The sequence below is a fragment of the Paraburkholderia sp. GAS448 genome (genome assembly GCF_050435685.1).
Taxonomy (GTDB): Bacteria; Pseudomonadota; Gammaproteobacteria; order Burkholderiales; family Burkholderiaceae; genus Paraburkholderia.
This window is the reverse complement of record NZ_JBNDKT010000018.1, coordinates 65,863-80,042: the sequence shown is the minus strand read 5'-3', so window position 1 is coordinate 80,042 and position 14,180 is coordinate 65,863. Positions and strand designations below refer to the sequence as shown.

The following is a 14,180-nucleotide window of genomic DNA, read 5'->3' as shown; positions in this document are numbered from 1 at the left end:
ACCCGCGGCCCGACAATCCGGCCGCCATCAGCATCCATGACCGATTCGACCTACGACGTAGCGGCCGTCCGCACATGGCTCCAGGGCCTGCAGACACACCTCGCCGATACGCTCGGCGCCTTTGACGGCACGCCGTTCGCCACCGACGCGTGGCAGCGCGCGCCCGGCGAAAAGCTGCGCGGCGGCGGCTGCACGCGGATTCTCGAAGGCGGCAGGTTCTTCGAGCGGGCCGGTATCGGCTTTTCGGACGTGGCTGGCGATGCGCTGCCGGGCTCAGCGAGCGCGGCGCGCCCTCAGCTTGCCGGACGCGGTTTCGAGGCCATGGGCGTATCGCTCGTGCTGCACCCGCACAATCCGTACTGCCCGACGGTGCACATGAATGTGCGGCTTCTGATCGCGACGAAAGCCGGTGAGGCGCCGGTGTTCTGGTTTGGCGGCGGCATGGACCTCACGCCCTACTACGGCTACGAGGACGACGCGCAGCACTTTCACCGCGTCTGCCGCGACGCGCTGCAGCCTTATGGCGCCGACCTGTACCCGCGTTTCAAGCGCTGGTGCGACGAGTATTTCTTCCTGAAGCATCGTAACGAGCCGCGCGGCATCGGCGGAATTTTCTTTGACGATTTCGCGGAACTGGGTTTCGACCGCTCGTTCGAGATGGTGAAAAGCGTCGGCGACGCGTTCCTGAACGCTTACCTGCCGATCATCGAAAAGCGCCGCGCACAGCCTTATGGCGAAGCCGAGCGCGATTTCCAGGCTTATCGACGCGGCCGTTACGTCGAATTCAACCTGGTGTTCGACCGTGGCACACTGTTCGGGCTGCAGAGCGGCGGACGCACCGAATCGATCCTGATGTCGATGCCGCCTGTGGTGAACTGGCGCTATAACTGGCAGCCGGAGCCGGACACGCCGGAAGCGCGCCTCTATTCCGATTTTCTCGTGCCGCGCGAGTGGGTTTGAGCCGGGTGCATTTCCACCTGCCCCGCCCCACCCCCGACGCCCCGATGCCCCGTCACGAAAGGACCCGCACCTGAATCCGAACGCTCATCCAGTCGCGCTGCCCCGCCGGATCGGTCTGCTGGGTGGCACCTTCGACCCGATCCACGACGGCCACCTCGCGCTCGCGCGGCGGTTCGCCCACGTGCTCCAACTGACCGAACTCGTATTGCTGCCGGCCGGCCAGCCGTGGCAGAAGACGGACGTGTCGGCGCCGGAGCACCGGCTTGCGATGACGCGCGCGGCGGCCGGCTCGCTCGTGCTGCCGGAAGTCACGGTGAGCGTCGCCACCGACGAAATCGAGCACGAAGGACCGACCTACACCGTCGAAACGCTGCAACGCTGGCGCGAACGCGAAGGCGCAAAGGTGTCGATATCGCTGCTGATCGGTGCCGACCAGCTGGTGCATTTCGACACCTGGCGCGACTGGCGGCGGCTCTTCGACTACGCGCACGTGGGGGCGGCGACCCGGCCAGGTTTTGAACTTGCAACGATCCCGCCGGCGGTGGCCGCCGAGATCGCCGCGCGAGAGGCCCGCGCGGAAGTGCTGCAGGCAACCCCTTCAGGCCATCTGCTGATCGACACGACGCTTGCATTCGACGTCTCAGCCACCGACATCCGCTCGCACCTGCGCGAGCGGCTCCAGCACCATGCCGGAGGCAAGGAACACGACAGTGCCGCAAGCCCTGTCCCTGCCGCCGTATGGGACTATATTCTTCAACATCATCTGTACCATCGGTAAACAATGGATATTCGCAAACTGCAACGCGCGATCGTCGACGCCCTCGAAGACGTGAAAGCGCAAGACATCAAGGTGTTCAACACCAGCCATCTGACCTCCCTGTTCGACCGCGTGATCGTCGCGAGCGGGACGTCGAACCGGCAGACCAAGGCGCTCGCTTCCAGCGTGCGCGAAAAGGTCAAGGAAGCCGGCGGCGACATCATTAGCACCGAAGGCGAGGACATTGGCGAATGGGTGCTGGTCGACTGCGGCGACGCGGTCGTGCACATCATGCAACCCGCGCTGCGCCAGTACTACAACCTCGAAGAAATCTGGGGCGACAAGCCCGTGCGCGTGAAACTGTCCAGCCCGAACACCTTCGGCGGCGCGCGCGCGAGCGAGCCGCTCGACGACGAAGACGAGGGCGAAGAACCGGTCGCGAAGCCCGCGCGCAAGGCGGCGGCACGCCGTCGCTCGACCTGACGCTGCGTCACGTCGATGTCCCTTGATTTGTCCGCTTCCTCCGCTTTGACCGGCTCACGATGAAGCTGCATATCCTCGCAGTCGGCCACAAGATGCCGGACTGGATCGCCACCGGCTTCGACGAGTACGCGAAGCGCATGCCCCCCGAGCTGCGCATCGAACTGCGCGAAATCAAGCCGGAACAGCGCTCGTCTGGCCGTCCGGCGGAAAGCGTGATGGCGGCTGAACGGCAGAAGATCGAAGCTGCACTGCCGAAAAACGCGCGCATCGTCGCGCTCGACGAACGCGGCAAGGACTGGACCACCATGCAGCTCGCCGCGGCGCTTCCCGGCTGGCAGCAGGACGGACGCGACGTCGCGTTCCTGATCGGCGGCGCCGACGGCCTCGATCCCGACCTGAAGGCACGCGCCGACATGATGCTGCGCGTCTCCAGCCTGACGCTGCCGCACGCGATGGTGCGCGTGCTGCTCGCCGAACAGCTTTACCGCGCGTGGACCATCACGCAAAATCACCCCTATCATCGCGCGTGAGCGCTGGAGCGTCTGAGAGCATCAGACCGTTTGCGGATTCGCTTCGCTCCTTTCGCTGCTTTCGCCCCAGTCGGGCAATGCACGTCGCTCGTGCGCGGTTTCCTGTGTGCCATGCGTGTCCGCCTGAGTCTTCAGGCGTTCTCGAACGCACCGCAAGCGATACGCCACATCGAGACCCGTTCATGCCTTGGTCGTCCACTGCGCTTCACCCTTTCGTGTACCTCGCCTCACAGAGCCCGCGCCGCCAGGAGTTGCTGCAACAGCTCGGCGTGCGCTTCGAACTGCTGCTGCCCCGCCCCGACGAAGACGCCGAAGCACTTGAAGCCGAACTGCCTGGCGAGCTTGCGCACGACTACGTGATGCGCGTGTGCATCGCGAAGGCGCAAGCCGCGCGCGCACGGCTCGTCGAGGGCGGTCATGCGAATGCGCCGATTCTGGTTGCAGACACAACGGTCACCATCGATGATGCGATCCTCGGCAAACCGGTCGATGCCGACGACGCCGTAGCGATGCTGACGCGCCTCGTGGGTCGCGATCACGAAGTGCTGACGGCGGTCGCCGTCGTCGATGCGGCGGGTTCGCTGTTACCTGCCGCGCTGTCGACGTCGCGGGTTCGCTTTGCTGCAGTGCACGCCGACGCGCTGCGCCGCTACGTCGCGACCGGCGAGCCGCTCGGCAAGGCCGGCGCTTACGGCGTGCAGGGCCGCGCCGCGGAGTTTATCGAGCATATCGACGGGTCCTATTCAGGTATCATGGGTTTGCCACTTTTTGAAACCGCTGCACTGTTGCGTGCAGCGCGCATCGACTTCTAGAACAACACCATGAATGAAGAAATCCTGATCAATGTAACGCCCCAGGAAACGCGCGTCGCGCTTGTCCAACAGGGCGCAGTCCAGGAACTTCACGTCGAGCGCACGCTGTCGCGGGGACGCGTCGGCAACGTGTATCTGGGCAAGGTCGTGCGCGTGCTGCCCGGCATGCAATCCGCGTTCATCGACATCGGTCTCGAGCGCGCCGCGTTCCTGCACGTCGCCGATATCTGGCATCCGCGCATTGCCGGCGAACCGCAACAGCAGGTGCCTCATCAGCCCATCGAAAAAATCGTCTTCGAAGGCCAGTCGCTGATGGTGCAGGTCGTCAAGGATCCGATCGGCACGAAAGGCGCGCGGCTCTCGACGCAGGTCAGCATCGCCGGCCGCACCCTCGTATACCTGCCGCAGGAACCGCACATCGGCATCTCGCAGAAGATCGAAAGCGAAGTCGAGCGCGAGGCGGTGCGTGCGCGGCTGACCGCGGTATTGCCCGCGGATGAAAAAGGCGGCTATATCGTGCGCACCATTGCCGAGGATGCGACGAGCGAAGAGCTTGCCAGCGACGTCGCGTATCTGCGCAAGACGTGGACCACGATCCTGTCGCAAGGCCAGCGCATGCCGCCGACGAGTCTCCTGTATCAGGACCTCAATCTTGCGCAGCGCGTGCTGCGCGACTTCGTCAACGACGAGACCACACGCATCCAGGTCGATTCGCGCGAAACGTTCCAGATGCTGTCCGACTTCGCGGCGGAGTTCACGCCGGCGGTGTCGTCGAAGCTGCATCACTACACCGGCGAGCGGCCGCTCTTCGATCTGTACAACATCGAGACCGAAATCCAGCGGGCGCTGTCGAGGCGAGTCGACCTGAAATCGGGCGGCTATCTGGTCATCGACCAGACCGAAGCCATGACCACGATCGACGTGAATACCGGCGGCTACGTCGGCGCGCGCAATTTCGACGACACCATTTTCAAGACCAACCTCGAAGCTGCGCATACGATCGCGCGGCAACTGCGCCTGCGGAACCTGGGCGGCGTGATCATCATCGATTTCATCGATATGGAAAACGCCGAGCATCGCGACCAGGTGCTGGGTGAACTGAAGAAGGCGCTGTCGCGCGACCGCACGCGCGTGACAGTGAACGGGTTTTCGCAACTCGGGCTCGTGGAGATGACGCGCAAGCGCACACGCGAATCGCTTGCGCATGTGCTGTGCGAGCCTTGTCCGGTGTGCCAGGGCAAGGGGCAGGTGAAAACCGCGCGCACCGTGTGCTACGACGTGTTGCGCGAGATCCTGAGGGAGTCGCGTCAGTTCAATCCACGCGAGTTTCGCGTGGTGGCTTCACAGCAGGTCATCGATCTCTTTCTTGAAGAAGAGTCGCAGCATCTGGCGATGCTGATCGACTTTATCGGCAAGCCGGTGTCGTTGCAGGTGGAGTCGAATCTGAGTCAGGAGCAGTACGATATTGTTTTGATGTAGAGACCCAACTGAGCACGCCAAGCTCGACTGCCACACAAAGATCCTCCACCACCCAACACCTCAAAGCCGCCTTACAAACGAAATCTCCCGTTACCACTTGCTGCATCTATTACTGCCTGGGCCGCCGACAATCGGCAGCATGTCCCTCAAAGCTACAAAAAGCAGGAGAGCAACATGCAAAAGATGGCGGCATCAATGTTACTTGCCGGAAGCCTGATCGCGTCAGGCCAGGCTTCCGCCCACGATCATGGCGGGGATATTCTGGGCGCGCTGATCGGCGGCGCGGTCATTGGCGCGGTAGTGAGTTCTGCCTTGAACCCGGCGCCGGTGGTCGCCTACCAGGCGCCCGTGTACCAGACTCCGGTGTATCAGGCGCCTGCCTATGAAGGACCGCCGCCGGGTTACTGCTACGACCAGTATCAACGCGCCTACGTCGCCTGTAGCGCCGCGCCGGCAGGTCAGTACGGCTACGCACCGGTCCGGCCGGCCTGGTGATGGAGTTCAAGCCGGAAGCCGCCTTGCGCCGCTTCCGGCACACCGACTCCAACGAGAGCGCTCAACCCACTTTTCCCCATCGGCGGCGCGCCCCCTCCGCCGCCTCGCGAATTGCATGGTTGGCAGTTCACTTAAATCAGTCTAAAGTATTCATCAGACGTAAGAGCAAAACAGGTCAACGACCAGCACACAGCACGTCACGGGGGCATCATGATGACCTTGATCGACCAGGACATCGCGCACATCACGCGCGTGATGTTGCCGTCATTGCACGGCGATCTCGGCGGGCCGATCCTGCCGTCAACCTACTGGCGAAAGCGGCTCCACCAGCTGCTTGAAGTCGAGCACCTTTCAAAGGTGCAGCTCTGTTCGCTGGATAGCCTGCTGCTTCAACTGGACGACTTCGACGCCGGTTCGCGGCGGCGCGATACCGCAGCCCCTCCCCAGGCCTTCGCCCGTCGCGTGTAAGCCTCAAATCAGCGGACGTCCTGAAGCCGATGCAACAGGGGCCTTTGCCCCCTGCATTTTCAAATCGATCTTGCAAATCCTTCAATAAACAGCCCGATTATCAAATTCGGCACTTCCGCAGAGAATGCGTCCATGGTTCACCCCAACGCTTTCTCACTGGAAATGTCATGTTGAAAACACTGTCCGCCGCCGTCCGCCTTACCGCCATCGCCGCCACTGCAGCAGCCGCTCTGGCCACTTCACCGGCCGCCTACGCCGCCAGCGAATCGCTGCCTCGGCCGCATCATCTGAGCGTCGGCGAAACCTCGTCGGAACGTGCCGCGGTGACGCTGGCAGCGCGCCGCTACGCCGCGTTCTGGAACACAGGCGACGAGTCGTATGCAAAGCAGGCGTTGGCGCCCGACTTTATCGACCGCACGCTCCCCGACGGACGTCCGCAAGGTCCCAACGGCCCGTTGCAGGCATCGAAAGGATTTCGCACCGCCGTGCCGGACCTCACCGCCGAAATCGGCGATATGGTCGTTGCCGGAGACCGCGCCTCGGTTCATCTGCATTTTCACGGGCACTTTACGGGTCAGTTCCAGAACATCAAGGGGGATGGACAGACCGTCGATTTCCAGGCGTTCGATCTGTATCGCGTGCGGGACGGCCGGATCGTCGAAAACTGGCATCTGGAAGACAACCTGACGCTGCTGAAGCAATTGGGCGTCGTGAAACCGTAGCGGCCCCTCTCCCTGCAGATCACCTAGAATTCCTGGTATGCAGGTGAAATAGATGGAGGCCGCCATGGCTGAATCGATGGTGAGCGCGGTGGTCGGTTTGATCGTACTGATCGTTGCCGCAATCCTCGTGAGTTCGCACTACCGGCGCGCGCATTCCAGAGAGCGGCTGCTTCAGCGGCTCGACGGGCACCGTCTCTGGGAGCGCATGAGGCATCGGCATTGAACGACGCGCCAAATCGCACCGCGCAGCGCGAAAATTGCCCACGGAGCAGTTGGCAGTCAAACGAAGCTAGTATCCGAAACGAAACGGCTTGAACGGAGACGAACATGTCCGACGAACAGGCGCAGTGGCAATTGGTGGAATATGAAGGATTCGAAATCCACGTGGCCCCGTCTGTCAAGGGCCAGCCCGAGCAGCACTCGCCCCAACCCGGCGACCGGTTCACCTATGTCGGCTACGTCTGCCACCCGGGCGCGGACCCGAAGCTGCCCGGCCATTCCGTGCCGTTTCATGCGGACGGAGAAGAGACGTTCAAGAGCGCGGATGACGCGCTGTACGAAGGGGTTCACGTTGGGCGCAGCATCATCGACGGCACGCATCCCGATTTGACGGTGCTCCCGCTCGTGACCGGAGGTACGTAAGAAAAGGGCTGCCAGAGTGCGGAGTACTACGCCGCCTGCTGCTGGTACTGGATCTTGTGCAGATGGGCGTAGAGCCCGTCAGTTTGCAGCAGTTCCTCGTGGCTGCCCTGCTCGACGATACGCCCGCTTTCCATCACGAGAATGCGGTCCGCACGCTCGATCGTAGACAGCCGGTGCGCGATGACGAGCGTCGTGCGTCCCTTCATCAACGTCTCGAGCGCGGCCTGCACGTGGCGCTCCGATTCCGAATCGAGCGCCGATGTCGCCTCGTCGAGAATCAGGATCGGCGCATCCTTGTAGATTGCGCGGGCAATCGCCAGACGCTGCCGCTGCCCGCCCGACAGGCGCATGCCGTTGCCGCCGATCAGCGTATCGATGCCCTCGGGCATCACCGCCACTGCATCTGACAGGTTCGCAGCGCGCAGCGCGGCTTCGACGCGCGCCCGGTCCGGCGTATGGCCGTACGCGACGTTGGCGGCGATCGTATCGTTGAACAGCACGACGTCCTGGCTCACCATCGCCATCTGGCTGCGCAGATCGTGCACGCCATATTCCTCGATCGACACGCCATCGACCAGGATCTGCCCGCCCGTCGGCGAGAAAAAGCGTGGCAGCAAATTGACGAGCGTCGTCTTGCCGCTGCCCGACGGTCCTGCGAGCGCGATCATCTCGCCGGGCCTGACCGTGAACGACACGCGGTCGAGCGTCGGACGATCGACCGCGCCATACGTGAACGAGACGTCGCGGAACTCGATGTCGCCGCGTGCGTGCTCGAGCTTGCGTCCGCCGCCTTCCGGCTCGACCGGCTCATCGATGAGACCGAAGATCAACTCGCACGCGGTCATCCCACGCTGCAATGGCTGATTGACGTCGATCAGGTGCTTGAGGGGTGAAATGACGAGCAGCATCGACGTGACGAACGCAACAAAGCCACCGACCGTCGTCTGGTCATGCGCCGATTGCACGACCGCGATCGTGATGACGATCGCGAGCGCGATCGACGCAAGAAACTGCGTGAGCGGCTGCGCAAGACCGCCGGCCACGATCATACGCATCGCATAGCCGCGCAGACGTTTGCTCATTTCGCTGAAACGGCCGATCTCGTACGCCTCGCCGTTGTGCACCTTGACGACCTTGTAGCCGCCGACGGTCTCCTCGACGATGTATGACAGCTCGTTGGTCAGCAGTTGCTGCTCGCGGCCGAGCCGCCGCAAGCGCCGGTTGATCTTGCTGACGAGCCAACCGATGCCGGGCAGGATCACCGCGACGATCAGCGTAAGCCGCCAGTTCAGGTAGAAAAGATAGCCAAGCAGAAAAATGACCGTCAGCGAGTCGCGCACGAGCGTCACCATCACGCCGATCAGCACGTTCAGGATCTGATTGACCTCGAACACGATCGCGTTGATGACCGTGCTGGCGGTTTCGCGCTGGAAGAACGACGCACTCGCATGGATCATCCGGTTGAACATATCGAGCCGCAACTGCAACAGGATGCGGTTTGACACATACGAAAGCAGGTACTGCGACGCATATTGCGCGGTGCCGCGCACGAGCGCGAGGCCGATCACCGCAAGAGGCACGAACAGGACCGCCCGCCGGCTGGCGTTTGCGCCGAAGCCGTGGTCGAGCAGAGGTTTCAGGAGCGCCGGAATCCCGGCGTCGGTCGCAGCGCTGACGCCCATGGTGAAGATGGCGAGCACCACCACCCAGACGAGCGGCCGGACATACGGCCAAAGCCGTTTCATCACCGCAGACGGCGATGTGCGCTCAGCGCCGATCGGCTTATTCAAACTTGTTTGGGTTTCCAAGAAATTCCCTTCGATTGCAATTGACACCGCACGCGCGGCGACTTTGGGCAAGCCATGAGGCATCGACTCGTCGCGCGTCGGCTTCGCGAGGCGCCCCCGAGGTACCCCCGAGGCACCCCTTCTCACCGCATCTGGTCACGAGGCGAGGAAGTGCTCTCACGGAGTAGTCATGCGGTGCGAAAAATCGGAACATTATAACCGCCCACCCCTCACGGGCCGGCATTTCGGTTCGGTCGCGCCAGCGCCGCCCGGGCGCAATCCGGCATGGCTTGCCACGCCCGGTATACTCGCGCTCACCCTTTTAAAACGCGACGACACCACGACGTGCAGCCTTCGACAATCGATTCCACCGCCGCCCCCACCGTCGGCGTTGCCCTCATTGCGCGCAACGCGGCGGCAAGGCTCGCGCAATGCCTCGCGGCGCTTTCATTCGCCGACGACATCGTTGTCATCGACGGTGGCAGCACCGACGATACGGTATCGATCGCACAGGCGCACGGCGCGCGCGTGATCGTTCACACCGACTGGCCGGGCTTCGGCCCGCAAAAGAACCGGGCGGTCGAGGCGCTGTCGGCAGACTGGATCCTGTCGATCGATACCGATGAGATAGTCTCGCCGGAACTGGCGGCGTCGATCCAGGCCGCGATTCGCGCGCCACGCGCCGAAGTCTACGCGCTCGACCGTCTTTCCAGCTTCTGCGGACAGTGGGTCCGCCATAGCGGCTGGTATCCCGACTGGGTGCCGCGCCTCTTCAAGCGCGGCGCCGCACGCTTCTCGGACGATCTCGTACACGAACGTCTCGTCTTCGAGACGCCTGCCGCGCGTCTCGAAGGCAAGCTGATGCACTACTCGTACGAGGACTTCGAGACCGTGCTGCGCAAACTCGATGCCTATTCGAGCGCCGGGGCCCAGCAGCGCCACGCGGCCGGCAAGCGCGGCGGCTTTGGCAAGGCACTCGGGCGCGGCGCGTGGGCGTTCATTCGCACTTATCTGCTGCGGCGCGGCTTTCTGGACGGCCGCACGGGTTTCATGATCGCGATCTTCAATGCGGAGACGGTCTACTACCGGTTCCTGAAGCTCGATGCAGCCAATCGGCATCACGAAGGCGAATAGGCGCCGCGGCGTCTGCGTCGGCGCGACGGGTGGCGGTACAATGCAGCCAGTTTTTTTGCCGGCGCCTTAGGGGCGCCGTGTCAACGACAACCAACCCCGATCTCGATGTTCTCAATCATCATTCCGACCTGGAACAATCTCGCCTACCTGCAATGGGTCGTCGAGAGCATTCGTCGAAACTCGACGCACGAGCATCAGATCATCGTCCACGTCAACGACGGCTCAGACGGTACGCTCGCATGGGTGCGCAATGAGGGAATCGAACATACGGCCTCGCCGGCCAATATCGGCATCTGCCACGCGGTCAATCTTGCGGCGGCACGCGCGACGCGCGACTACGTCGTCTACATGAACGACGACATGTACTGTTGCCCCGGCTGGGACGACGCGCTCGCGCAACGCATTCCGCAGATGCCGTCCGACCTGTTCATGCTGTCGGGAACGATGATCGAGCCGGTCGATACAGGCAATCCGTGCGTCGTCGTGAGCGACTTCGGCCGCGATGCCCAATCGTTCCGGGCCGACGACCTGATCGCCGCCACGCGACAACTCCAACGCGCCGACTGGCGCGGCGCCACCTGGCCACCGACGCTGGTCCATCGCGACTGGTGGAACAAGGTCGGCGGCTACAGCAGCGAACTCAGCCCCGGGATGAGCAGCGACAACGACTTCTCGATGAAGATGTGGGATGCCGGGTGCCGAGTCTTTCTCGGAGTGGGCGACAGCCTCGTCTATCACTTCCAGCAGAAAAGTACAGGCAAGATCGTCAAAAACAACGGACGCCGGCAGTTCCTGAACAAATGGGGAATGACGCAGGCGACGTTCGATCGCTTCTATCTGCGCCGCGGGCAACCGGTTGGCGCGAGGCTTGATGTGCCTGAGCCGGAAACGACCGGAGCATTGCGGCGCGCGCTCCTCAAGTCCCGCATCAAACGGGCGTTCAGTTAGCGGCGCGGCGCGCCGGCGCCCTCCCTTGCGAAAGACGTATGACGCTGCACGGGTAAATTGCGTTCCCGTGCTTTGAGATCACAAGTGGGGAGCGGGCTTGCGAGGAAGGCTCGTTCGTAAGACGCGAGCCTTATCTGACCTGCACACGACGCAGCACAGGTCCGTCACGCGTTCGATCGCACTAGCCCACCGTGGCTACGCTTGATGTGTCGTGTCTGGCAACAGTCTGCGTGCGATAGCCACAGCCAAGCAGGATCCCCGCGAGCAGTACCAGCAGATGGCCTTCGGCGAAATCGAGCAGCAGCGAATTGGCGAGACAGCCGATAGCGAACGCGGCAAGCCAGGCCAACAGCAACTGACGCGAACGTGGGTCCAGCGCGCGCGCGTCGCGTCCAATCTGGATCAGCAGATTCACGAACAGTGCAACGCCGATGGCGCCCAACTGCACTGCCATCAGCAGATATTCGTTGTGTGGATTCTGGGTCAACTGACCTTCCGCCTCCGTTTTGCCCTGGGTCAACTTTTTGAATTCGACGCCGAGCCCACCTGCCCCGTAACCGATCAGCGGACGTTCGCGGATCAATTCGAGGCTCTTTTTATACCATTCGAGTCGCAGCCCGGTCGAAGTGATCGCATCGCTTTGCTGGTATTCGTGCACTTCAGTTGCAACCTGGAGCAAGCGTCCTCCGTGCATGGTGCAGGCGACCGCAACAAGCAGGCCCGCAGCAGCGAGGACCGCGCCGACGGACAAACCCGCGCGCAGCGGCGTCTGGTCGTGCTTACGCCATGCGAATCGCACCGCCACGGCCAGCATGAACAGCAAGGCGATCACCTGGCCCGTCCGGCCCTGCATCATCACGAATACGTTGATCAACGCGAGCACTGCGATCGCCGCAAACGCGATCCGCGCCCGGCTGTGGCGCGTAACCATCGCGAGATCCGCGGCTTGATAGAACAGCAGCGCGCCGAACAGACCCGCCGCAATGTGGTTCTTGAACACCCACGCACGCGACACCGGCAGTTCAAATGCATGAGCAGGTCCGATCGCGGTCAGTCCGAGATAGTTCGTCGTCGACAGTAGCAAGATCACGCACAGGGTCGCAAACCAGCTCCAGCGCACGACGCCGGCCCAATCCGAATCCTTGAATGCGACGATCGCGAGCGGCAACAGCAGCAACTTGTCGTACTTGCCGATCCACGACCACGCGTCGCCATACGGCGCGACGGTGTAGACAACGCTTACGATCAGCGCGGCGAGCAATAGCAGCGCGGAGACCGCAGTCCGGCTTCGAAACATCGACGGCAGATTGCGCCAGAATTCGGGTGCGCTCAGCAACGCGACGACAAACAGGCCACAGGCAACGTTGGTGAGCGCGGTCGAGACCGGCACCAGGCACAGTGCGACAACGGCGAAGATGCGCGAGGCGGTCAATCGGTGTGAGACGTTATGCATGTAAGAACGCTGTAGTTCGGTGAAGCAGAAGTTGGCTGGGCAAGCGCCACGCGTGGCGCACGATAACTTTCGTATGACGGTTTGCTGACCAGCGAGGTGCAAAGTATATCAACTGGCTGCGGGTCCCTCTCCTGGTCGACGCCGCCAGGGGAATTTGTATGGGGTCGGTACGTGGGAGGGAAGGTGCTCATGCAACAGCAGATTGCCGGAAAAACCCACAACCAGTTCTCGCCAACGAGGCGCATACCACGGCGAAATGCAACGAACGCTTCGTCAAGGCAGCAATCTCATCCGATTCGTCAAAGCAACAGCCTACGTGCCGTCGCCCAGCCTTAGCAGCGACGTATCGACGATCGACTGGATAACCGCCGGATTCGCGACCGATGGAGCCGGCAAGCCGAGCAGTTCGGCCGCTGCGCCGATAACACGGCTGGCGCGGAGATTGGCCAGGCAATCGCTGCGGCTTGCAACATGCCCCTCGCAACCTTCGCCCCGGCACGGCACACAGTCGCCCTCTCCCTGGAGCAGATAAACATTGCTATGACGACCCGACCCGCGCAAAGGCCAGGGATCGACTCCGGCCGGCCAGCCGCACGGCCACGGCCCCCAGCGAACCGGGTCGGACGGGCCGAATAATGCGATCGTCGGTGTACCGGTGGCCGCGGCAATGTGCGTGGCGCCCGTGTCCGGCCCCACGTAAAGCCTGGCCTGCCGAATCATTTCCGCGCTTTCGCCAAGCGACAGTTGCCCGACCATATTGAGCACCGGGCCGCCAGCCGCGGCAGCGACCCGCTCCGCGTACTCCCGTTCCTCCGCAGCCGGGCCGCCGCTCAATGCAATCGCGAAACCCTGCGAACGCAGCCAGGCGATCAGCTCGACCCAGCCTTCGAGGTGCCAGCGCTTGTACGCAAACATCGGGTACGGGTGCAACACCACGAACGGCTGGCCGGGGAGTACGGCGGGCGGCGCGTGAATGCGCGCATCGAATTCCGCGCGCCGCACAGGGTCGTCGCCAATGCCGGGCGCAACGACCTCGGCGCGCGGTTCGATCCCCAAAAGCGGCGTCAACGCGAGGCTGCTGTTGACCGTATGGACCGACTCGTGATGATTGATGGCAATGCCGTGCAGCATCAGCCGGGTCAGCAGTGTGACGCGGTTGGGATCGACGAGCCCGATGCGCTTCCTGCCCGCGAACCAGCAATAAAACCGCGGACGATCTGAACTGACGGCGGCGCAAGCGAGATCGTAGCGGCGCCAGATCTTCACCGCATCGGCAATCCGTTCCCGCAGCCCGGCGCGCTGTGCGACGACGATCACGCGGCGCACGTCAGGGTTGTGTTCGAGTATCCCTTCGGTGCCGCGGAACACGAGCATGTCGATCGGAGTATCGGGCCATTGAGCCTTCAGTGACCGGACGAACGGCGTCGTGAGCAGCACGTCGCCGATACGTCGGGTGCAGACGACGAGGATGCTGCGCGGCGGACGGGAAGACGGAAATAATGCAGCCACG

Annotated in this window: 16 protein-coding genes; 13 read left to right on the top strand and 3 right to left on the bottom strand. The window is 63.0% G+C overall.

The window, feature by feature from the left end; all coding sequences use genetic code 11:
- Positions 1-36 precede the first annotated feature (36 nt).
- From hemF to P3T23_RS28245, 11 genes are all read left to right on the top strand, one after another.
- Positions 37-960: an oxygen-dependent coproporphyrinogen oxidase gene (gene hemF / locus P3T23_RS28295; protein WP_429319398.1), complete on the top strand. Its 924-nt coding sequence runs from the start codon at positions 37-39 to the stop codon at positions 958-960.
- 70 nt (positions 961-1,030) lie between these two features.
- Entirely contained in the window at positions 1,031-1,738 is a 708-nt protein-coding gene (locus P3T23_RS28290; RefSeq protein WP_429319469.1) for a nicotinate-nucleotide adenylyltransferase, read from the top strand.
- 3 nt (positions 1,739-1,741) lie between these two features.
- Entirely contained in the window at positions 1,742-2,200 is a 459-nt protein-coding gene (gene rsfS, locus P3T23_RS28285; RefSeq protein ID WP_429319397.1) for a ribosome silencing factor, read from the top strand.
- A gap of 59 nt (positions 2,201-2,259) precedes the next feature.
- Complete coding sequence (gene rlmH, locus P3T23_RS28280) at positions 2,260-2,730, top strand: 23S rRNA (pseudouridine(1915)-N(3))-methyltransferase RlmH (RefSeq protein ID WP_429319396.1); 471 nt, start codon at positions 2,260-2,262, stop codon at positions 2,728-2,730.
- Positions 2,731-2,912: 182 nt separating this feature from the next.
- Positions 2,913-3,542: a Maf family protein gene (locus tag P3T23_RS28275; protein WP_429319395.1), complete on the top strand. Its 630-nt coding sequence runs from the start codon at positions 2,913-2,915 to the stop codon at positions 3,540-3,542.
- Between the two features lie 9 nt (positions 3,543-3,551).
- Positions 3,552-5,021, top strand: a complete 1,470-nt coding sequence (rng, locus tag P3T23_RS28270) for a ribonuclease G (protein WP_429319394.1) — start codon at positions 3,552-3,554, stop codon at positions 5,019-5,021.
- A 174-nt stretch (positions 5,022-5,195) separates the two neighbouring features.
- Positions 5,196-5,516, top strand: a complete 321-nt coding sequence (locus P3T23_RS28265; RefSeq protein ID WP_429319393.1) for an ecotin precursor — start codon at positions 5,196-5,198, stop codon at positions 5,514-5,516.
- Positions 5,517-5,726: 210 nt separating this feature from the next.
- Positions 5,727-5,984: a hypothetical protein gene (locus P3T23_RS28260; RefSeq protein ID WP_429319392.1), complete on the top strand. Its 258-nt coding sequence runs from the start codon at positions 5,727-5,729 to the stop codon at positions 5,982-5,984.
- A 167-nt stretch (positions 5,985-6,151) separates the two neighbouring features.
- On the top strand, positions 6,152-6,706 hold the full coding sequence (locus P3T23_RS28255) for an ester cyclase (RefSeq protein ID WP_429319391.1): 555 nt from the start codon (positions 6,152-6,154) through the stop codon (positions 6,704-6,706).
- A 64-nt stretch (positions 6,707-6,770) separates the two neighbouring features.
- Positions 6,771-6,929, top strand: a complete 159-nt coding sequence (locus tag P3T23_RS28250; protein ID WP_166656095.1) for a hypothetical protein — start codon at positions 6,771-6,773, stop codon at positions 6,927-6,929.
- A 104-nt stretch (positions 6,930-7,033) separates the two neighbouring features.
- Positions 7,034-7,348, top strand: coding sequence for a hypothetical protein (locus P3T23_RS28245; protein WP_429319390.1), 315 nt, complete (start codon positions 7,034-7,036; stop codon positions 7,346-7,348).
- 26 nt (positions 7,349-7,374) lie between these two features.
- Here the strand turns inward: P3T23_RS28245 and msbA are convergent, their stop codons facing one another.
- Positions 7,375-9,156, bottom strand: a complete 1,782-nt coding sequence (msbA, locus tag P3T23_RS28240) for a lipid A export permease/ATP-binding protein MsbA (protein ID WP_429319389.1) — start codon at positions 9,154-9,156, stop codon at positions 7,375-7,377.
- 324 nt (positions 9,157-9,480) lie between these two features.
- Between msbA and P3T23_RS28235 the strand changes: the two genes are divergently transcribed.
- Positions 9,481-10,269, top strand: coding sequence for a glycosyltransferase family 2 protein (locus P3T23_RS28235; protein ID WP_429319388.1), 789 nt, complete (start codon positions 9,481-9,483; stop codon positions 10,267-10,269).
- 105 nt (positions 10,270-10,374) lie between these two features.
- Positions 10,375-11,217 carry a glycosyltransferase family 2 protein gene (locus tag P3T23_RS28230; protein ID WP_429319387.1) on the top strand — a complete coding sequence of 281 codons (843 nt, stop codon included), beginning with the start codon at positions 10,375-10,377 and terminating at the stop codon, positions 11,215-11,217.
- A 181-nt stretch (positions 11,218-11,398) separates the two neighbouring features.
- Here P3T23_RS28230 and P3T23_RS28225 read toward each other — a convergent pair whose 3' ends face one another.
- Both P3T23_RS28225 and P3T23_RS28220 read right to left on the bottom strand, forming a co-directional pair.
- Positions 11,399-12,670 (bottom strand): O-antigen ligase family protein, encoded by a 1,272-nt coding sequence (locus P3T23_RS28225; protein WP_429319386.1) that lies wholly within the window; start codon positions 12,668-12,670, stop codon positions 11,399-11,401.
- A 312-nt stretch (positions 12,671-12,982) separates the two neighbouring features.
- Complete coding sequence (locus tag P3T23_RS28220; protein ID WP_429319385.1) at positions 12,983-14,179, bottom strand: glycosyltransferase family 9 protein; 1,197 nt, start codon at positions 14,177-14,179, stop codon at positions 12,983-12,985.
- Position 14,180: the final 1 nt, after the last annotated feature.